The sequence below is a fragment of the Nonomuraea cavernae genome (genome assembly GCF_040655715.1).
GTDB lineage: Bacteria > Actinomycetota > Actinomycetes > Streptosporangiales > Streptosporangiaceae > Nonomuraea > Nonomuraea cavernae_A.
This window is the reverse complement of sequence record NZ_JBFAKL010000006.1, coordinates 242,240-261,834: the sequence shown is the minus strand read 5'-3', so window position 1 is coordinate 261,834 and position 19,595 is coordinate 242,240. Positions and strand designations below refer to the sequence as shown.

Here is a 19,595-nt window from a genome sequence, read left to right as displayed (position 1 = left end):
CGGCAGGCGGGTCAGCTCAGCGGGATCCACGCCTGCCGGGCCAGCGAGGTGGCGTCGTTGACCTGGACGCCGCTCTGGGAGACGGTCCAGATGGAGTCGCCGATGACCATCGAGCGCTCGATGCCGGGCTGGTAGCCGTTCTTCCGATCCAGGGGGTGTTCGATCAGGCCGAGCTTGCTGACAGCGGAGTCGTCGATCTTCAGCGCCATGGCGCCCTGGCGGCCGGTGTGGTCGCTGAGCGGAATGACCGACAGGCCCGTCTTCGGCCAGTACAGGAACGCGTGCGGGTTCCACTCCGCCTCGGAACCCGAGTCCTTCTGGAACAGCTGCGACAGCCTGCGCGGCCCGGCCGGGTCGCTCACGTCGAACAGTGACACCTGGGTGCCGAGCGTCCGGCCCTGTTCGCTGGCCTCCTGGCCGATGCCGATCAGCCGCCCGTCGCCCGCCGGATGCAGGTAGGCGGAGTAGCCGGTGATCTTCAGCTCACCCGTCACGCGGGGTTCGGCCGGGTCGCGCAGGTCGATCGTGTAGAGCGGGTCCACCTGCTTGAACGTGACGCAGTAGCCGACCGGGCCGATGAAGCGGACCGAGTAGATCCGCTCGCCCTTGCCGAGCCCGCCGACCTCGCCCACCGTGCGCATGCCGGCCGCCTCCAGCACGTAGACGCTGCTGGAGCTGGTCCGCTGGTCGGTGGAGCTGAGGGTGGTGGCGATGCGGAGGTGGCCGTCGTGCTCCGACAGGGAGTACTGGTTCAGCAGCCGGCCGGGCACCTTGCCGGAGGCCACGTAGGCCGGGGCGCCGGGCTTGCCGAGGTCGAACCGGTGCACCTCGGTCTCCTCCGGCGGTTCCGTGGGAGTCGGTGCCGGAGTGGGCTTGACCTTGTCCTTGGCCGCCGTGGACGGCTCCGCGGGTGCGGACTCGGTGGCCGTGGTCCGCGGGCTGGGCTCCGCCGGGGTCGGCTCGGTGACCGGGGCGTCATCCACGGGCATCGGCTCGATGGGCCACCACCAGCGCGGGTTGCTGGCCACGTACAGGCTCTGGCCGGTGCCGTAGACGATGTCGCCGTCGGCGGCCAGGCTGATCGGGTCGGTGCCGGCCGCCGTGACGCCCTGGGCCAGGTCGATCGTGTGCAGGGTGAGCAGCGAGGTGCCGGTGTAGCCGGCCGGGTGGCTGACCCGCTCGCAGGGCACCGAGTCCTTCCTGGTGGCGCCGGACGCGTCGGTGATCTCGACGTCGGGCAGCCACGCGTCCAGCGGCGCCCGCCGTACCGCGGCCTGGTTGAGCTTCTTGCGCTCGGCCTCCGAGGTGGCGTCGGCGGGCCGGGGGAACGTGATGGCAGGCTGGCTGCGGGTGACCAGCCGCACGGTCGAGCCGACCATCCGGGCGTCGACGTACTCGCCGTCCGGCTTGATCGTGGTGAGCACCTTGGGCTTCCCGGACAGGTCCACGAGCAGGTATCTGGTCTCGCCCATCGGAACGACGGCGTCGAACACCATGCCGCCGCCCCGCATCAGCACCAGCGCCCGGTCACCCGAGACGAGCAGGTCGGCGGGCTGGTAGGCGGGCTCCTTGCCGCCGGTCAGGTCCAGCGAGGCGGTGACCTTCCTGGTCGCCGTGTCGATGACGCGCAGCACGCCGCCGCCGGCCGTGATGACCCGGTCTCCGTCGGTCTTGACCAGGTCGGGCTCGTCCACGCCCGCCTCGTGCACGTTCGTCGTGGAGTGCTCCAGGGTGATCTTGGCCTCGGGCACGGCCATCGCGGTGTCGCGCGCCAGATACTTCACCTGGGGCCCGCCGAAGCCCCACGCGCCCACGTTCTCCGCGGCGCGCTCGCGCAGCCCGGCCAGCAACTCGTCGCAGTCGCTGTAGGAGACGAGACGTACGGCGTCCAGCCGCTGCTTCGGGAGCGGCGGAGGAGAAGAGGTGCAGGCGGCGGCGGTCGCGAGGACTGTGGCGACCAGTGCCGTACGGATCGGCGGCTTCATGACCACATTGACGGATCTCACGGCCGGGTGGTTCAGGAGCCCCCGGCAGGGTTGACGGTGAAGACAGGGCTCAGTTCCAGCTCGTCGGGGATCTCCAGCAGCTTGCGCACCAACTTTCCGTCGAAGCCCACGACCTGGACCTCGTCGTTGGTGGCGTTGTCCTGCTCCCAGCAGAACAGGTGGGTCTCGTCGTACCAGCCGAGGATCTTGTCGCAGTCGGAGGAGAACGCCCGGACCCGCTCGCCGGTGGCGGAGTCCCACAGGCAGTGCGGGCCGTCGACGCCCTTCGGGCAGTCGGTCACGAACAGCTTGCCGGAAGGGGAGAAGAGGTCCTGCGTGCCCGAGGCCGGCGTGCCGACCGCGGGCGCGTCGCGGACGGCCTTACCCGCGGCGTCGAAGAAGCGCAGCCCCTCGTCCTTGCCGTAGACGTTGACCACGCCCTCCTCGTCGCCGTCCCAGCCGAAGGAGGAACCACGGATCGCGCTGTCGGCCACGTTGACCACGGTGGCCTTCGCCTTGGCCACGTCGACGATGACGAAGCCCAGGTAGAGCCAGTCGTCGCCCTTCTTCCGCTCGATGTTGAGCAGGAGCTTCGAGCCGTCCTTGGACCAGGAACGCAGGCTGCTGATCAGCGGGTCGCGCACGGTCTTGACGGTGGACCTGGCACCCGAGCGCCGGTCGGTGATGACGACCGAGTCGTAGTCGTCGGAGGTATAGGTGCGGCCCCTGCTGGCCAGGCGGTGGCCGTCGGGCGAGACGAGCGACTCCCAGTTGGCGGCGTACTTGCTGAACGTGCCGCGCAGCGACTTCCTGGCGTAGTCCTGCCACTCCTCGGACTTCTTGTCGTAGATCTCGTACGAGGTGAGGACGATGGCGTCAGCCGGGTGCTCGTAGAGCGTGATCGCGCCACCGGGCAGCTTGCGCTTGACCGGGTCGGACGGCACCGCAGTGGGGGTCTGGCGCGGCTGCGTCGTCGTCGTTCGCGGCGTGGCCGAAAGGCTCGCGACCGGGGTCCGCTGCCGCGAGACGGCCACCGCCACGGCCGCCAGCATGAGCACCGCGACGGCCACCGTCACACCGATGATGATCGGGCCCTTGCCTTTGCGGGGTGGCGGGAAACCCGGCTGGTAGGGCGTGGGAAAGGACGCCGAAGACCCGGGAAACGCGCCGGGCGGCATCGGCGACCTCGCGGGCGCCGGGAATCCCGCAGGCGGGGACGGCATCGACGGCGCCGAGGCCATCGGGTGCGGTGCAGGCATCGGAGGCGAGGAGGCCGCCGCGTGCGGTGCGCTCCATGGACGGGGTGAACCTGCCGGGTCCGGCGAAGGCGAGCCTGGGAAGGCCGTCGGGGGTGGTGGCGAGGGGGCCGCGGCTGCGGCCGCCTGGGCGAGGATGCCCGGGTTGGGCGCGGCGCGCTGCAGTAAGCGCATGATCACCTGCTCGGCCGTCGGCCGCCGGGCGGGGTCCTTGGCCAGGCAGTCGAGCACCACGTCGCGCAGCGGCCCGTCGAGCACGCCCACGTCGGGATCCTGGTTGAGCACCCGGTTGAGCACCGCGGGCATCGTGTCGCTGCCGAACGGCGCCCGGCTGGACGCGGCGAACACGATCGTCCCGGCCCACGAGAACAGGTCGGCGGCCGGCCCGACGGTGTGTCCCATGATCTGCTCGGGCGGCATGTACGAAGGGGTGCCGACCGGCATGCCGCTGATCGTCGAGGTGGCGTCGAGCGCCCGGGCGATGCCGAAGTCGATCACCCGCGGCCCGTCGGTGCCGAGGATCACGTTGGCCGGCTTGAAGTCGCGGTGCACGATGCCGGCCTGGTGGATCGCGGCCAGCGCGGTGGCCGTGCCGACGGCCAGACGGTGCAGCGAGGAGCCGGTGCGCGGGCCCTCGCGCTGCACGACCTGCTGCAGCGACGGGCCCTCGATGAACTCACTGACGATGTAGGGCCGCTGGTGCTCGATGCCGGTGCCGAGGACGGCCGCCGTGCAGAACGGCGCCACCCGCTGAGCCACCTGCACCTCGCGCAGGAACCGCTCGACGCTCACTTCGTCGGCCGCCTGGTCGGCCCGCAGCCACTTGACGGCGACGTGCTCGCCGGAGGGGTCTTCGGCCAGGTAGACGACGCCCTGCCCGCCCTCGCCGAGCCTGCCGAGGAGATCGAGGCCGGCCAGGCGTGGCGGATCTCCGGGTCTGAGCGGCGCGAAGGAAGGCATGAGGGGATTCTCGCCCCATGCTGTGCCCGGTGAAAACTACCCGTGAGTAGCACGTCCGGAATATCCTTCTGCCATGCACGTGACGTCCAGCGGCGTGACCCAGCAGATCACCACGCCGTTCACCGGCGAACCCCTCGCCCAGATGCCCCTCTCCACCGCCGACGACGTGAGCGTGGCCTACCGGAAGGCAAGGGCGGCGCAGGAGGAATGGGCCGCCCGGCCGGCCGCCGAACGGGCGCGGCCGTTCCTCCTCCTCCACGACGCGCTGCTCGACCGGCGCGACGAGATCCTCGACATCGTCCAGAACGAGACCGGCAAGGCCCGCAAGCACGCCTTCGAGGAGGTGCTGGACGTCGCCGGGTGCGGCCTCTACTACGCCCGCCGCGCCCCCGGCCTGCTCGCCCCGCGCAGGCGCCAGGGCATCCTCCCGGTGGCCACCCGGGTCAGCGAGCTGCACCGGCCCAAGGGCGTGGTCGCGCTCATCTCGCCGTGGAACTACCCGCTCTCCCTCGGAGTGACCGACGCCGTCCCCGCGCTCCTGGCCGGCAACGCGATCGTCCACAAACCCGACACGCAGACCGCCCTGTCCACGCTGTGGACGATCGACCTGCTGGCCGAGCTGGGCATGCCGCGCGAGATCTGGCAGGTCGTGCTGGGCGAGCCCGCCGAGATCGGCGACGCGCTGCTCGACGGGGCCGACTACGTGGCCTTCACCGGCTCCACCCGCGGCGGCCGGAAGATCGCCGAGGAGGCGGCCAAGCGGCTCATCGGCTGCTCCCTGGAGCTCGGCGGCAAGAACCCGATGCTGGTCCTCGACGACGCCGACCTGGACCTCGCCGTCCAGGGCGCCATCCGCGCCTGCTTCACCAGCGCCGGCCAGCTCTGCCTGTCGATCGAGCGCCTGTACGTGCACACGAGCGTGTTCGACGCCTTCGCCGAGCGCTTCACCCGGCAGGTGCGCAACCTGCGGCTGGGCGCGGGCCACGACTGGTCGGTGCAGATGGGCTCGCTCACCTCCCAGCGCCAGCTCGACGCGGTCAGCGCGCACGTCGACGACGCGCTGGACAAGGGCGCCACGCTGCTGACCGGCGGCAAGGCCAGGCCCGACCTCGGGCCGCTGTTCTACGAGCCCACGGTCCTCACCGGCGTCACCGAGGACATGGAGCTGTGCCGCAACGAGACATTCGGCCCGGTGGTCGCGCTGTACCCGTTCGGCACCGACGACGAGGCCGTCGCCCTGGCCAACGACACCGTCTACGGGCTCAACGCCTCCGTCTGGACCACCGACCTCGCCCGCGGCCGCGCGCTCGCCGCCCGCGTCAAGGCCGGCACGGTCAACATCAACGAGGGGTACGGCTCCGCCTACGCCTCCTACGACGCCCCGATGGGCGGCATGAAGGCGTCCGGCATCGGCCGCAGGCACGGCGCGGAGGGCCTGCTCCGCTACACCGAGTCGCAGACCGTGGCCTCCCAGGCGAGCTGGCTGGGATTCGAGCCGCCGTTCGACCTGTCGTACGAGACGTGGGCCGACGTCCTGAGCGTCACGCTCAAGACGATGAGGAGGCTCCGCCTCAAATGAGCGACTTCGACGTGCTCGTCATCGGGTCCGGGTTCGGCGGCAGCGTCTCGGCGCTCCGGCTGACCGAGAAGGGGTACAAGGTCGGCGTACTGGAGGCGGGCCGGCGCTTCGACGAGTCCACGCTGCCCGCCACCTCCTGGCACGCGCGCGACTTCCTGTGGGCGCCCTGGCTCGGGCTGAAGGGCATCCAGCGCATCCACGTGCTGCGCGGCGAGCGCGGCAGCAAGGTCATGGTGCTGGCCGGGGCCGGGGTGGGCGGCGGATCGCTCAACTACGCCAACACCCTGTACGAGCCGCTCGACCCGTTCTTCCAGGACCCGCAGTGGGGGTCCATCACCGACTGGAAGGCCGAGCTGGCTCCCCACTACGACCAGGCCAAACGCATGCTGGGCGTGGTGACCAACCCCACGGTCACCCGGGCCGACGAGATCATGCGGAAGGTCGCCGACCGGATGGGCGTGGCCGACACCTTCCGGCTGGCCCCCGTCGGCGTCTACTTCGGTGAGGACGGCGTCGACCCCTACTTCGGCGGCGCCGGCCCCGAGCGGCGCGGCTGCTCGCAGTGCGGCGAATGCATGACCGGCTGCCGCCACGGCGCCAAGAACATGCTCACCAAGAACTACCTCTACCTCGCCGAACGGGCGGGCGCCCGGGTCTACGCCGAGTGCACCGTCACCTCGGTACGCCCGCTGCCCTCCGGCGGCTACCGGGTGCACGTCCGTAAGACGGGGTCCGCGCGGCTGCGCCGTACGTTCACCGCCAAGCAGGTCGTCTTCGCGGCCGGCACGTACGGCACCCAGCGGTTGCTGCACCGGCTGCGCGCCGACGGCACGCTGCCCCGCGTCTCCGCCCGGCTGGGCACGCTGACCAGGACCAACTCCGAGGCGCTGCTGGGCTTCGAACGGCTCTCGGTGGACGGCGAGAAGCTCAACTCCGGCGTCGCCATCACCTCCTCCATCCACCCCGACGCCCAGACGCACATCGAGCCGGTCCGCTACGGCGACGGCTCCAACGCGATGGGGCTGCTGCGCACCCTGCTCATCGACGGCGGCCAGGCGCGGTGGCGCGCCTTCGCCCGCGAGGCGGCGGCGCACCCGCTGCGGGCGCTGCGCCTGCTCAACCTGCGGCGCTGGTCGGAGCGGACCATCATCGCGCTGGTCATGCAGGCCAAGGACAACTCGATCACGGTGCGCGGCACCCGCTGGGGCCTGCACGCGTCGCCCGGCCACGGCGAGCCCAACCCCACCTGGATCCCGGCCGGTCACGACGCTGTACGGCACGCGGCCGAGGAGGTCGGCGGGCTGCCGGGCGGGTCGTGGCTGGACCTGTTCGACATCCCGGCGACGGCGCACTTCCTCGGCGGCTGCGCGATCGGCGACTCTCCGGACAGCGGCGTGATCGACCCCTACCACCGGCTCTACGGCCACGAGGGGCTGCACGTCGTGGACGGCTCGGCCGTCTCGGCCAACCTCGGCGTCAACCCGTCGCTGACCATCACCGCCCAGGCCGAGCGGGCCATGTCCTTCTGGCCGAACGTGGGGGAGACGGATCCGCGTCCGCCCCTCGGCTCGGCCTACGACCGGCTCTCGCCGGTCGCCCCGCGCAACCCGGTGGTACCGGCCGCCGCTCCCGGAGCCCTCCGCCTGACACTCACGCCACGTACGACGCCGACCTGACCGCGTACGACGAGACCTGACAACGTACGACGCCGGCCTGACCGGGTACGACGTCGAGACCTGACCGGGTACGCGCGCCCGCCGGGGCGGATCCCGCGCAGGACGCCGTCGTGGAGCGGTCAGACAGGGAGATTCCAGCTCGGCCCGTCAGGCTCGCCGAGCCAGACCCGCTGCCGCCCGTCGCGCGTCACGGTGAGGCCGAAGGCCGACTGGTGGGGAGATCCCGCGCGCTGCCAGGTCAGGATGGCGTCCTCGACGGCGTCCCACAGCCGGAGCGGCCCGTGCTGGCGCACACTCCAGCCACCGTCCGGGGCCGGCTTCGTGGTGGCCTGGGACCCGGTGGCCACGTCCACCAGGAACACCTCGTCTTCGCCGCCGATCTTCTCGGCCGAAGGCGCGGCGAGCTGGGCGACGAACACGCCGGTCGAGTCGTCGAGCAGGTTCGGATCGATCCGGCTCGCGCGCTCCTCCCCGAGGCCCGTCAGGTAGAACGGCGAGCGCGGCGGAGGCTGATGCGGGCGGGCCGGCATGAACGAGAGGTCGTCGGCGCGGAACCGGCCGGAGGCGGTGCCGTCGTCGCCGAGCCTGAGGTGCGCGAACGCCGACCCGTACATCCAGCCCGTCAGCGGAGCGGTGATGGTGCCGCCGTCACGCACCTGCCACAGCCAGGGCGCGGGGATGTAACGCACTGAGCAGGTGGCGATCAGATGGTCGTACTCGGCGTTCTCCGGATGACCGCCGAGACCGTCACCCACCACGAGGGTGGGGGAGTATCCCTGTCGCGCGAGGGCGGCCCGCGCGCCGGCCGCCACGGCCCGGTCGTACTCGACCGAGGTCACGCGAACCTCGCCGAGCCGGTGGCACAGGAGAGCGGTGGAGTAGCCCGTCCCCGTGCCGATCTCCAGCACCGAGTCGGTGTCGCCGACTCCGGCGACCTCCAGCATCCGCACGACGAGGCTGGGCAGCGTGGAGGAGCACGTCGGGCTCCCGCCCATTGTTTCGGTCGCGGCCTCGGCCATGACACCGTCCACCTGGGTGACCCAGGATTCGTCGGAGTCGGCCATCCGCAGCCACTCCTCGTCGCCCACTTCGTGGCGACGCACCGGCTCCCACCGCGTGCCGTTCGGACCGTTCAGCCGCCGGAAGATCGCGTCGCCGAGGAAGATCTCGCGGGACACGTGCTCGACCGCGGCCCGCCATTGCGGATTGTGCAGGTGACCACCCGAGACGAGTCGCTCGGCCAGTCCAGCCCTCCGGTCGGTCATCGGGAACCTCCGAGGAGACCCCGCCTTCAGGAGGGGGGAGGAATCGGACCCCTGCGGAGCAGGGCAGGGGCAGGCGATCCGCCGCCAGGCGGACCGCCGTCGAAACGCCGCACGACACCGTACGGTTCGGTAGTGTGTTCGACGGTGGCGATGACCAAGCCATCGGACGAATGATCAGAAGCATCCTCGCCGCAGGGCTTGCGGAGAGGTGAAACGCCTGTGGAGCCGGTGTAAGACCTCAACGAGAGTCCTCTCTCGGGCGGGCGACCGGCGGTGAAGCAGGAAGCCCAACCGGCGACGGTTGGAATCCCGGTTCTTCAGAGCCGGGAGGATGTCAAGAACGTCCTTTCCCCAGCGAGGTTGGCGAGAGCGCACCCTGCTGATCACCAGGACCGCATTCACCCCGTCCGCTCGCGCGGAAGTCCCGCACGCCGAACTCGATGGCCTGGTGTTTCCTTCTTTCTTCGGTTGACGGACAGGATGGCCCACCGGTTGACGTGGCCGCCGGGGAATCGGAAGGCGAGATGGTGACTTGCCGGGCTTGCGTTGAAAGGGGCCGGCCATGAATAGGCCGGCCCCTGGGTGTGTCCGGTCGGGCCCCGTTCAACCGGGTTCACCGCTGGTACGCGCTCAGGCGGCGCGGGTGATGGTCTCGAGTCGGCGTTGACCGTATCCACGGCGACTCGGTCGGCGATCGCCCTGTCGGCGGTGCCGCCGTCGCAGCGGACGGAGTTCTCGGCCTGGCCGTCCTGGACGTCGATCACGTCGTTGCCGGCGTCACCCGACACGGTGTCCCTGCCCCGGCCAGCACCGGATCGTGGTGGGATCACCGGCGACCGGCAGGCAACCGTCTCCCGGGACGATCGTCACCGAGTCGGACACCCGGATCGCACCCCCGCTCTCACGGGTGACGAGGACGTTGTTGTCATCGGCCGACGTCTCCATGGTTGACCAGAAGGTTGTTCTGCTCTGCTGACAAATGCACACTCATGACGGCCTTTTCCAGCAAAAGTACGCACATCCACCATCAGTGCTTCTGGCCTCGCCGAGCGCGGGCACCTCAAGGGCGTGAAAGGGTGATCGGATGGGCTGGGACGTGCACGCGCTGGACCTGCTAGACGCGGGGGCGCCGACGCCTCTGGTCGAGTTTCCCGTGGCGGCGCCCGGCGTCAGGCTGCTGCTCAAGGACGAGTCCGCGCATCCGACCGGGAGCCTGCGGCACCGGCATGCCAGGGCGTTGTTCCGGCGGGCCGTCCTCGACGGGCTGGTGACCGAGGGGACGACCGTGGTGGAGGCCACCGGTGGCAACGCCGCCGTGGCGCAGGCGTGGTTCGCCAGACGGCTCGGCCTGCCGTACATCGTGGTCATGCCTGGTGCGCGCGGTGAGGAGCGGGCGCGGCCGGTGGAGGAGTTGGGCGGCGAGTGCCGGTTCGTGACCCCGCCACTGGCGATCTATGACGCGGCGCGGAAGATCGAAGGGCACTTCCTCGACCAGTTCGGGCGAGCGGTCGAGCACGACCTGGCTGACGAGCTGTTCGCCCAGGTACGCCCGGACTGGGTGGTGGTGGGGGCCGGCACCGGAGCCACCTCGGCGACCCTCGGCCGCCGGGCCCGTGCCCTCGTCGCCCCTCTGGGCGCGGGTTCAGAGCCAGGAAGCGTGGACCGGACGCGGGTGGCGGTGGCCGATCCCGAGAACTCGGCGTACTTCCCTGGGTGGACGCTGGACGTGGCCGACTACGCCACGGGCATGCCGTCACGCATCGAGGGGATCGGCAGGCCGCGCGTGGAGCCCGGCTTCCGCCCAGACCTGGTCGACCTGGTGATACCGGTGCCCGACGCGGCCTCCGTCGCCGCCGCCCGGCGCGTTCGCGAGGTCACCGGGCTGCCCGTGGGCGGCTCGTCGGGCAGCGCGCTCTGGGCCGCGCTGGAGCTGGTCGAACGGATGCGCGCCGAGGGTCGGCACGGCACGGTGGTGTCCGTGCTCGGCGACGCGCATCCACGACATCTGGCGACTTATCACGATGACGCGTGGGCTGCCGCGAAGGGGCTCGATGTGCGGGCCCACGAGCAGGAGCTGCTCCGCCGTACGAGCTGATCAGCCGGAGCGACGTTCAGCCCGGGAGGGTTTCGCCGCCGATGGGGGCGAGGACCTCGCCGGTGTAGTACGACGACAGCCGCTCGGCGGCGAAGAAGACGTAGGACGGCGCGATCTCGTCGGGGTCGGCGGCCCGCTTCATCGGCACCTGCTCGCCGAACTTCTCGACCTTCTCCTCGGGGAACGTCGCCGGGATCAACGGCGTCCAGACCGGTCCGGGGGCCACCGCGTTGACCCGGATGCCCTTTTCGACGAGGTTCTGTGCCATCGCGTAGGTGAAGGCGTTGATCGCCCCCTTGGTGGCGGAGTAGTCGAGCAGCGTCTTGTTGCCGCGCAGCCCGTTCACGGACGAGGTGTTGATGATCGCGCTGCCCTCACGCAGGTGCGGCAGGGCGGCCTTGGTGACCCGGTAGTAGCTGTGGATGTTCACCGCGAACGTGTGCTCCCACTGCTCGTCGGTCAGCTCCTCCAGGGAGTCGACCGGCGCCTGGTAGGCCACGTTGTTCACCACGACGTCGAGGCCGCCCAGCTCGCCGACCGCCTGCTCGACGACCGACGCGCAGTGGTCGCGGTCGGCCAGGTCGCCGGGGAGCAGCACACAGCTCCGCCCGGCCTGCTCCACGAGCTTCTTGGTGTGGTTGGCGTCCTCGTGCTCGCTGAGGTAGGCGATCGCGACGTCGGCCCCCTCCTTGGCGAAGGCGACGGCGACCGCCCGGCCGATGCCGGAGTCACCGCCGGTGATCAACGCCCGCTTGCCGCCCAGCAGGCCCCTGCCCTCGTAGTCACGCATCTCGTCGCGTGGCTCTGGCGCCATCTCGCCGCTGCGTCCCGGATATGGCTGGCTCTGTCCTGGCGGTGTGGTGTTCGGTGTTTCTGGCATACAGGGGCGCTTGCCCGCAGGTCCGCATGCCTAACGTGACGCGTGTCCGGTCAGCGCAGCGGGTGGCTGACCCAGACGTTCGGCTCGACATAGACCGCGTGATCGTGGGCCACGTCGCAGTGCACCGGGCCGAGCGCTCCGGGCACCTCGATCGTGCCGGTGCGGTCGAACGGCAGGCCGGTCCACGCGCGCCACTCGTCGAGTGTGCCCGCGACCACCATCGACCGGGGCGCCACCTTGACGATCTTCCCGCCGGCCCGTACGTGCACCCGCAGCCAGGCGTCGGACGGCAGCCCGTCCGTACGCGTGCGGAAGGCGTACTCGGTCATGGGGGTGTGCGGTTCGAGGTGCTTCTGGTTGGGCCGGACGGGCGCCACCAGCTCGGCGAATCCCATCGCGGCCGCGTGGTCGCGCATCGCGCCCAGCATGCGAGGCGACACCCCCGACCCCAGCAGGTCGCGGCGGACGGTGATCTCCAGGGCGGAGACGGCGGAGGTCTCGGCGGCCGTCTCGCGGGCCAGCCAGCCCCGGCGGATCACCGCGTCCCAGCCGTCGTCGGGCAGCTCGGAGCCCTTCGGCGCGTACGGGATCATGCAGGCGCGCGCCACCAGCCGCCCCGGCTCGGCGTCATCGTCGGCCACCAGCACGTAGCCGGCGTAGGCCGAGTCGGCGATCTCGTAGAAGAGGTCGGCGATGGGGTCCTTGAGCATGAACTCGGGCCACGCGCTGTCCATCGTCCAGAGCGAGGCGGCGAGTTCGGGACGTTCGGCGAGCGTCGTGATCCGGAGGGACATGCGGATCATTGTTACATTTCGGATGGCCGTTGGACGGGCTGGTGCTCGGTTCTGAAGATCAGCGTGGTCTGCAGATGGACGATCTCCGGCCGGATCAGGAACTTCTCCAGCGCCAGCCGGTGCAGGTGGTCGGCGTCGGTCACGGCCACGTGCACCAGGAAGTCCTCGGTGCCGGCGACGTGGAACAGGGTGATCGTCTCCGGCAGGCCGAGCACGAACGTCCGCAGCGGGTCCACGAGCCGGCTGGTGTGCGGGCGTACGCGCAGGGCGAGCAGCGCCTGCAACGGCCGGCCGAGCTTGGCCGGCTCGACCCACGCGCGGAACCCGGTGATGACGCCCCGGCGGCGCAGCGAGCGGACGCGTTCCAGGGCCGTCGAGGGCGCCACGCCGAGGCGGTCGGCGAGATCCTTGTTGGGCAGCCGGGCGTCGTTCTGCAGCTCCGCCAGAATGGCCAGGTCGATCGAATCCAGTTCGGTGTTATGCGTCATTGTCACCCTTTCCTTCGGTGACGCTAGCCCTGCCTCGATGAAGTGACCACTATTTCGGAGTATGTGGAACATCGAGGAGTTCACCGAGGCGGCGGACATCACCGTCCGCGAGCTGGCGGCGTACGTCGACGAAAGCCAGCGCGGCGCCGTGCCCGTGATCAGGCGCGAGTCGCCCCGGGAGCTGGCCGAGCGGCTCGGGCTGCGGGACCTGATCCGGGACGGCGGGATGACCCCCGGGACGTACCAGGAGTTTCTACGGACGTTCCTCGCGGAGGGCACCAGGCTCCACCATCCCGCCTACCTGGGACACCAGAGCGCGTCGCCGGACTTCCCGGCGGCACTGGCCGATTTCATCCACGGCGCCACGAACAACCCGATGGCCATCTACGAGATGGGCGCGTCGGCGGCCACGGTCGAGTTCGAGGTGCTCAGGTGGATGCTGGCCAAGGTGGGCCTCCCGGCCGGCGGCGGCGTGCTGACGCACGGCGGGTCGCTGGCGAACCTGACGGCGCTGCTGGCCGCGCGGGCGCGGGTGGCACCCGACGCGTGGGAGAACGGCGTGCCGGGCGACCTGGTGATCCTCGCGCCGCCCTCGGCGCACTACTCGGTGTCACGCGCGGCGTCGATCCTGGGGCTGGGACAGCGCTCGCTGGTGCCGCTGGAGACGGACGCGCTCGGCCGGATCGACGTCAGCCGCCTGCCCGAGATTTCGGGGAAAAGGGTGATGGCGCTGGTCGCGTCCGCCTGCGCCACGGGCACCGGGCTCCACGACGACCTGCGCACCCTCGGCGCGTGGTGCCGCGAGCGCGGCGTCTGGTTCCACGTGGACGGCGCGCACGGCGCCTCGGCCCTGCTCAGCGACCGGCACCGGCACCTGCTCGACGGCATCGGCCAGGCCGACTCGGTCATCTGGGACGCCCACAAGATGCTCCGCACCTCCTCCCTCGCCGCCGCCGTGCTCGTGCGCGAGGAGGGCGACCTGGACGCCGCCTTCCGCCAGGCGGCCAGCTACCTCTTCTACGGCGACCAAGGCTTCGACCTGATCGGCCGCGCCGTCGAGTGCACCAAGGCCGAGCTGGGTCTCAAGATCTTCCTGAACCTCGCCTGGCGCGGCGAGCGCGGCCTCGGCGACTACGTGGCCCGCCAGTACGCCACGGCCCACCGCTTCTGGGAGCTCGCCGCCCAGCGACCCGGCTTCGATCTGCCGTACGAGCCCGAGAGCAACATCGTCTGCTTCAGGTACGGCGACGTGGACCAGGCCGCGATCCGCGAGCGCCTCCTGCTCGACGGCACCTTCCACCTCACCTCCACCGAACTGAACGGCACCCGCCACCTGCGCGTCACGGTCATGGCCCCCGCGACGGACGACAAGACCCTGGAGGCCCTGCTCGACGAGATCGCCGCCGTGGCGACGTACTGAATCCGGATTTTGCCGACCTTATGGACGGATCTGCCCGATCCTGTACGTTCGAGACGAGCGGGTAGGGGAGGGTTCCGGTGCGAGAACTGTCCAGCAAGGTCGCGGTGGTGACGGGGGCGGCGAGCGGCATCGGGAGGGCGTTGGCCGTGCGCCTCGCCGCCGAGGGCATGTCGCTGATGCTCGCCGACGTCGATCCGGGTGGGCTGGCCGAGACCGCCGAGCTGGCGGGCAACGGCAAGGCGCTCACCCAGATCACCGACGTGTCCGACGAGGCGTCCGTGCACCACCTGGCCGACCGGGCCTTCGGCGAGCTCGGCGCGGTCCACGTGCTCTGCAACAACGCGGGCGTCTTCCAGAGCGGGCACCTGTGGACCCGCACCCCCGAGGACTTCAGCTGGCTGCTGGGCGTCAACCTGTGGGGGGTGCTGCACGGCATCCAGGCATTCGTCCCGCGGATGATCGAGCAGGACACCGAGGGCCACATCGTCAACACCGTGTCCGTGGCCGGCCTGCTCGGCGCCCCGTCGGCGGGTGGATACGCGGTCAGCAAGTACGCGGCGTTCGCGGCCACGCAGTCGCTCGCCCAGGATCTGGCCGCCGTCGGGTCCAGGCTGCGCGTCACCGCCCTGTGCCCGGGTGGGGTGCGGACCAGGATCAACCACTCCGAACAGGTTCGCCCAGCGGCCCTGTCCATCGCGCGCGGCTCCGACGGCCTGGAGACGCAGGATCGGCTCGACTCCCTGGTCGAGCGCGGCATCGAACCTGAGCGGGTCGCCGGCCTGGTCGTCGAGGCCATCCACGAGGAACGCTTCCTGCTGCTGACCCACCCCGACTACGGCACAGGGCTGCGCAGACAGACCGACGCCCTGCTCACGGGCGGGATCCCCCCGCTGCCCGACTACGAATGACACCTGGCCAGGTGGGACGGGTGCTGCCGATACACTGGAGACACCGCATTCGCCTTTATGGGGGTATCTCTCGGTGTCTGATTTCGACACAGTGCTCGTGGTCGACTTCGGCGCGCAGTACGCGCAGTTGATCGCCAGGCGGGTGCGCGAGTGCCACGTCTACTCCGAGATCGTGCCCTCCACGATGCCGGTCGAGGAGATGCTGGCCAAGCGGCCCAAGGCGATCATCCTGTCCGGCGGCCCCTCCTCGGTCTACGCCGACAACGCCCCCGCCGTCCCGGCCGGCCTGTTCGAGACCGGGGTGCCCACGTTCGGCATCTGCTACGGCTTCCAGGCGATGGCCCAGGCGCTGGGCGGCGAGGTGGCCCGCACGGGCGTCGCCGAATACGGCGGCACCGAGCTCGACGTGCTCCAGGAAGGCGTGATCTTCGCCGGGCTGCCCACGGCACAGAAGGTCTGGATGTCCCACGGCGACAGCGTCGCCGCCGCCCCCGAGGGGTTCGCGGTGACCGCCTCGACCCGCGAGACGCCGGTCGCCGCCTTCGAGCACCCCCGGCGCGGCCTCTACGGCGTGCAGTTCCACCCCGAGGTGCTCCACTCCGAGCACGGCCAGGCGGTGCTCAGGCACTTCCTCGACGCGGCGGGCTGCCGCCCCACCTGGACCATGCTCAACATCGTCGAAGAGTCCGTCGAGGCGGTCCGCCGCCAGGTCGGCGACGGCCGGGCGATCTGCGCGCTGTCCGGCGGCGTCGACTCCGCCGTGGCCGCCGCGATCGTGCAGCGCGCCATCGGCGACCGGCTGACCTGCGTCTTCGTCGACCACGGGCTGCTGCGCAAGGGCGAGGCCGAGCAGGTCGAACGCGACTTCGTGGCCGCCACCGGCGTCAAGCTCCGGGTCGTCGACGCCGCCGACCGCTTCCTGAAGGCGCTCGACGGCGTGACCGACCCGGAGGAGAAGCGCAAGATCATCGGACGCGAGTTCATCCGCGTCTTCGAGGACGAGCAGCGCGCGATCATGGCCGACGGCCCGGTCGACTTCCTCGTCCAGGGCACCCTCTACCCCGACGTGGTCGAGTCGGGCGGCGGCACCGGCACCGCCAACATCAAGTCCCACCACAACGTCGGCGGCCTGCCCGACGACCTCCAGTTCACCCTGGTCGAGCCGCTGCGCACGCTGTTCAAGGACGAGGTCCGGCGGGCCGGCGAGGAGTTGGGCCTGCCGAGCGCCATGGTCTGGCGCCAGCCGTTTCCCGGCCCCGGTCTCGGCATCCGCATCATCGGCGAGGTCACCCGTGAGCGGCTCGACCTGCTGCGCGAGGCCGACGCCATCGCCCGTGAGGAGCTGTCGCGGGCCGGGCTCGACCGCGAGATCTGGCAGTGCCCGGTGGTGCTTCTGGCCGACGTGCGTTCTGTCGGCGTCCAGGGCGACGGCCGCACCTACGGCCACCCGGTGGTGCTGCGCCCGGTGTCGTCCGAGGACGCCATGACGGCCGACTGGTCGCGCGTGCCGTACGACGTGCTCTCCCGCATCTCCACCCGCATCACCAACGAGGTCCGCGACGTCAACCGCGTCGTCCTCGACGTCACCAGCAAGCCCCCGGGCACCATCGAGTGGGAGTAGGACTCCGCAGGTAGGGCGAGACAAACCGTTTGGGTAGCTGGTGGGCCGTTGGGCGGACGAGCGTGTTCCCCATCTGGGAGACTCCGTGACCGTGGCACGGGTCTACTTCGCCGAGATCATCATCCCTCCGGAAAAGGAGGAGAAGATCCGTAAGAAACACGATTGTACCGGCGACGATGTGCGTGAGGCCCTGATCTATGGGATGGACGTTGTAGCGGAGTGGGTCGACGATGATGAACACGGTGAACGCGTTGAGGCGAAAGCTGTGTTCGGGTCTGGCCGGCCGTTCGTGGCATACCTGGATCCGCTGAACCCGAATGATCCCGATGAGGGTACCTTCGTCCTTCGTACTGCCTACGTTAAGTCATAGGCGTTGGAAGGGAATCTGGGCATGATGACAGACGTGGGTGACGAACTGACATACGAGCAGGCTGCTGACCGCTTGGCTCAGCGAGGAACAGCGCAGCGTCCGGTGCGGCCCCAGCGCACGGTCGAGATTGCCTACCGTGAGAACGTCGACGGAAGCTGGACTGCCACATCCCCGCAGCTACGGCGCCTACGAGAGCAAGGACAAAGTCTCTCTGACGCCGAGCGACTAGTGGATGATCGCCTGAACGGCTGGATCGATCCCGAGGTGCTGATTCGCGCGAGTGTATACCGGCTCCCAGAAACGACGGCCACGGCACTGCCCGGTCTGCTTTCGATCAGCGGCCATGCGTCCGGCCTGCTAAAGGTGACCGTCGGTGGCACTCAACGGCAGAAACCATGTCTTGGCTTCGGACGCATCTCGCGGCGGACGAGCGCGTGATGGAAGCCTTCATTGTGCTGTGCGACGCGGCTCAACATGACACCACAAGCGGGAAGATCAACATCCTCGGTGGTGACTGGTCGGTCAAGGATGCCAGGCCGACGCAGACCGCAGTAGCTTTGTTCATCCGCCTGAGCTGGGAGGAGGCCGCCGAAGGACGCTCCTTCACGCTGCGTCTCGTGGACGACATGGGCACCCCGATTCACGTGGGACAACCAGGGGAGGAACGCCCGGTCGAGTATGGCGGTACCGTTCAGCTCAACGAGTCCGCAGTCGACATAGACGCAGTCACCAAACTTGTCGATGTGCATAACAGCTTCGCTGTCACGGTGCCGCAGTTCCCGCTGGAACATGGCCGACGTTACGTCTGGGAAGTCAGAACGAACGGCGATCTTTTGTCCTCCGTAGCCTTTGCTGTCAGGGAAACTCCGCGATCGTCGGTGGAGGTCTGAGCGCGGACATCGCAAGGCCGTTTCAATAGCTGCTGGGGCTGACTGTTCATCCTGTACGGCACAGCCAACGGCACCCCACCCGCAGCACGAGGTCCGGACCTCCAGGGTGGCGGCCTCTGACAGTGATGATGTAGGAGAGCGCCTCCGGCCGGGGGTTGACCCAGCCTCTGACTGACCTTGAGTCCTGAACGGGATCTGTCGGCCTCGGCGGGAGACGCTCTTGTGCACTCACTGGACGTGGCGTGGTGACTTCATAGGAGCCTGGCCAGAGGCCCCATCACTGTCTTGTCCGTCGCCGGGCTGGTGCGTGCCGCCCTGCCCGGTCACGACGAACAGGACGACGATGCCCTCCATTGCACCGCACCGGCTGGAGATCATGGAGATCGCCGGTGGCGTCGACACTCACCGAGACACGCACACCGCAGCCGTCATCGACATGGTCGGGCGGGTGCTGGGCAGCGAGCGGTTCCCGGCCACCGCAGCCGGATATGTCGCGCTGCTGGCGTGGATGCGGGGTTTCGGGCAGTTGGTGCGGGTCGGCGTGGAGGGCACCGGCGCGTACGGTGCGGGCCTGGCCCGGCTGCTGCGCGAGCGGGACGTCTGCGTGGCAGAGGTGGATCGGCCCCGACCGCAAGACCCGCCGCTTCCAGGGCAAGTCCGACCCGATCGACGCCATCGCCGCCGCTAAGACGGCCTTGGCCGGCCACCGGACCGGCGTCCCCAAGCAGCGTGATGGCCGTATCGAGGCGCTGCGCAACCTGCGCCTGGCCCGCCGCTCGGCGGTCGATCAGCGCGCCGATGTGCAGCGCCAGATCAAGGCGCTGCTCGTTACCGCCCCCGATGACCTGCGTGAACGCCTGCGTGGGCTGACCGCTCCGAAACTGATCGCCGCCTGTGCCGACCTACGTTGCGACCGCGACGACGCCGCCACACCCGCCACCGCCACCCGGCTCGCGCTGCGCTCCCTGGCCCGCCGCCATCAGCACCTGTCCGCCGAAATCGCCGACCTGAACGAGCTGCTGCAGCCCTTGGTGGAGGCCATCAACCCCCGCCTGGCCGCCGCTTTCGGGGTCGGCACCGAGGTGGCCGCCCAGCTGCTGATCACCGCCGGCGAGAACCACGACCGGCTCCGCTCCGAGGCCGCCTTCGCCATGCTCTGCGGCGTCGCCCCCATCCCGGCCTCCTCCGGCAGAACCAACGGCCACCGTCTCAACCGCGGCGGTGACCGCCAGGCCAACGCCGCCCTCTACCGGGTTGTCCTCTGCCGCCTGCGCTGGGACCCCGCACCCGCGCCTACATGCAGCGACGCACCCAAGACGGCCGGTCCAAGGAGGTATCGTCCAACGGTCACCGAGGGCCGACTTCGTGGGTCGCCTTGGTAGTGAGGAAGGCTCGGGAGCTGGATAGG

Annotated in this window: 17 protein-coding genes; 11 read left to right on the top strand and 6 right to left on the bottom strand. The window is 70.2% G+C overall.

Going from position 1 to position 19,595, the window contains the following annotated elements; genetic code table 11:
• Window positions 1-11: 11 nt before the first annotated feature.
• Window positions 12-1,985, bottom strand: coding sequence for a beta-propeller domain-containing protein (locus AB0I38_RS11550; RefSeq protein ID WP_358465815.1), 1,974 nt, complete (start codon window positions 1,983-1,985; stop codon window positions 12-14).
• A 32-nt stretch (window positions 1,986-2,017) separates the two neighbouring features.
• A complete protein-coding gene (locus AB0I38_RS11545; protein WP_358465813.1) occupies window positions 2,018-4,201 on the bottom strand; it encodes a serine/threonine protein kinase in 2,184 nt (727 codons plus the stop codon).
• Window positions 4,202-4,274: 73 nt separating this feature from the next.
• Here AB0I38_RS11545 and AB0I38_RS11540 point away from each other — a divergent pair, with 73 nt between their 5' ends.
• Window positions 4,275-5,780, top strand: a complete 1,506-nt coding sequence (locus tag AB0I38_RS11540; protein ID WP_358465811.1) for a succinic semialdehyde dehydrogenase — start codon at window positions 4,275-4,277, stop codon at window positions 5,778-5,780.
• Complete coding sequence (locus tag AB0I38_RS11535) at window positions 5,777-7,456, top strand: GMC family oxidoreductase (RefSeq protein ID WP_358465809.1); 1,680 nt, start codon at window positions 5,777-5,779, stop codon at window positions 7,454-7,456. Before AB0I38_RS11540 ends, AB0I38_RS11535 begins: the two co-directional genes overlap by 4 nt.
• A 119-nt stretch (window positions 7,457-7,575) precedes the next feature.
• Here the strand turns inward: AB0I38_RS11535 and tgmC are convergent, their stop codons facing one another.
• Window positions 7,576-8,721, bottom strand: a complete 1,146-nt coding sequence (tgmC, locus tag AB0I38_RS11530; RefSeq protein WP_358465807.1) for an ATP-grasp peptide maturase system methyltransferase — start codon at window positions 8,719-8,721, stop codon at window positions 7,576-7,578.
• A 1,084-nt stretch (window positions 8,722-9,805) separates the two neighbouring features.
• Between tgmC and AB0I38_RS11525 the strand changes: the two genes are divergently transcribed.
• Window positions 9,806-10,816 carry a PLP-dependent cysteine synthase family protein gene (locus AB0I38_RS11525; RefSeq protein ID WP_358465805.1) on the top strand — a complete coding sequence of 337 codons (1,011 nt, stop codon included), beginning with the start codon at window positions 9,806-9,808 and terminating at the stop codon, window positions 10,814-10,816.
• A 16-nt stretch (window positions 10,817-10,832) separates the two neighbouring features.
• Here the strand turns inward: AB0I38_RS11525 and AB0I38_RS11520 are convergent, their stop codons facing one another.
• From AB0I38_RS11520 to AB0I38_RS11510, 3 genes are read right to left on the bottom strand one after another with little or no spacing between them, the layout of a single operon-like run.
• On the bottom strand, window positions 10,833-11,696 hold the full coding sequence (locus AB0I38_RS11520) for an SDR family oxidoreductase (protein WP_358465803.1): 864 nt from the start codon (window positions 11,694-11,696) through the stop codon (window positions 10,833-10,835).
• A gap of 50 nt (window positions 11,697-11,746) precedes the next feature.
• Window positions 11,747-12,490: an N-acetyltransferase gene (locus AB0I38_RS11515; protein WP_358465801.1), complete on the bottom strand. Its 744-nt coding sequence runs from the start codon at window positions 12,488-12,490 to the stop codon at window positions 11,747-11,749.
• A gap of 11 nt (window positions 12,491-12,501) precedes the next feature.
• Window positions 12,502-12,978, bottom strand: a complete 477-nt coding sequence (locus AB0I38_RS11510; protein ID WP_358465799.1) for an Lrp/AsnC family transcriptional regulator — start codon at window positions 12,976-12,978, stop codon at window positions 12,502-12,504.
• A 61-nt stretch (window positions 12,979-13,039) separates the two neighbouring features.
• Between AB0I38_RS11510 and AB0I38_RS11505 the strand changes: the two genes are divergently transcribed.
• The 8 genes from AB0I38_RS11505 (at window position 13,040) to AB0I38_RS11470 (ending at window position 19,569) form a co-directional block, all read left to right on the top strand.
• The gene (locus AB0I38_RS11505) at window positions 13,040-14,398 is read left to right on the top strand and encodes a pyridoxal phosphate-dependent decarboxylase family protein (protein ID WP_358465797.1); all 1,359 of its coding nucleotides are present in this window, start codon (window positions 13,040-13,042) and stop codon (window positions 14,396-14,398) included.
• Window positions 14,399-14,475: 77 nt separating this feature from the next.
• Window positions 14,476-15,306: an SDR family NAD(P)-dependent oxidoreductase gene (locus AB0I38_RS11500; RefSeq protein ID WP_358465795.1), complete on the top strand. Its 831-nt coding sequence runs from the start codon at window positions 14,476-14,478 to the stop codon at window positions 15,304-15,306.
• Between the two features lie 73 nt (window positions 15,307-15,379).
• The gene (guaA, locus tag AB0I38_RS11495; RefSeq protein WP_358465793.1) at window positions 15,380-16,927 is read left to right on the top strand and encodes a glutamine-hydrolyzing GMP synthase; all 1,548 of its coding nucleotides are present in this window, start codon (window positions 15,380-15,382) and stop codon (window positions 16,925-16,927) included.
• Between the two features lie 85 nt (window positions 16,928-17,012).
• Window positions 17,013-17,297: a hypothetical protein gene (locus AB0I38_RS11490; RefSeq protein ID WP_358465791.1), complete on the top strand. Its 285-nt coding sequence runs from the start codon at window positions 17,013-17,015 to the stop codon at window positions 17,295-17,297.
• 33 nt (window positions 17,298-17,330) lie between these two features.
• Complete coding sequence (locus tag AB0I38_RS11485; RefSeq protein WP_358465789.1) at window positions 17,331-17,735, top strand: hypothetical protein; 405 nt, start codon at window positions 17,331-17,333, stop codon at window positions 17,733-17,735.
• Window positions 17,735-18,187, top strand: coding sequence for a DUF6941 family protein (locus tag AB0I38_RS11480; protein WP_358465787.1), 453 nt, complete (start codon window positions 17,735-17,737; stop codon window positions 18,185-18,187). The genes AB0I38_RS11485 and AB0I38_RS11480 overlap by 1 nt, the downstream gene beginning before the upstream one ends.
• A 343-nt stretch (window positions 18,188-18,530) precedes the next feature.
• The gene (locus tag AB0I38_RS11475) at window positions 18,531-18,875 is read left to right on the top strand and encodes an IS110 family transposase (protein ID WP_358465785.1); all 345 of its coding nucleotides are present in this window, start codon (window positions 18,531-18,533) and stop codon (window positions 18,873-18,875) included.
• Window positions 18,805-19,569 (top strand): transposase, encoded by a 765-nt coding sequence (locus AB0I38_RS11470; RefSeq protein ID WP_358465959.1) that lies wholly within the window; start codon window positions 18,805-18,807, stop codon window positions 19,567-19,569. The genes AB0I38_RS11475 and AB0I38_RS11470 overlap by 71 nt, the downstream gene beginning before the upstream one ends.
• Window positions 19,570-19,595: the final 26 nt, after the last annotated feature.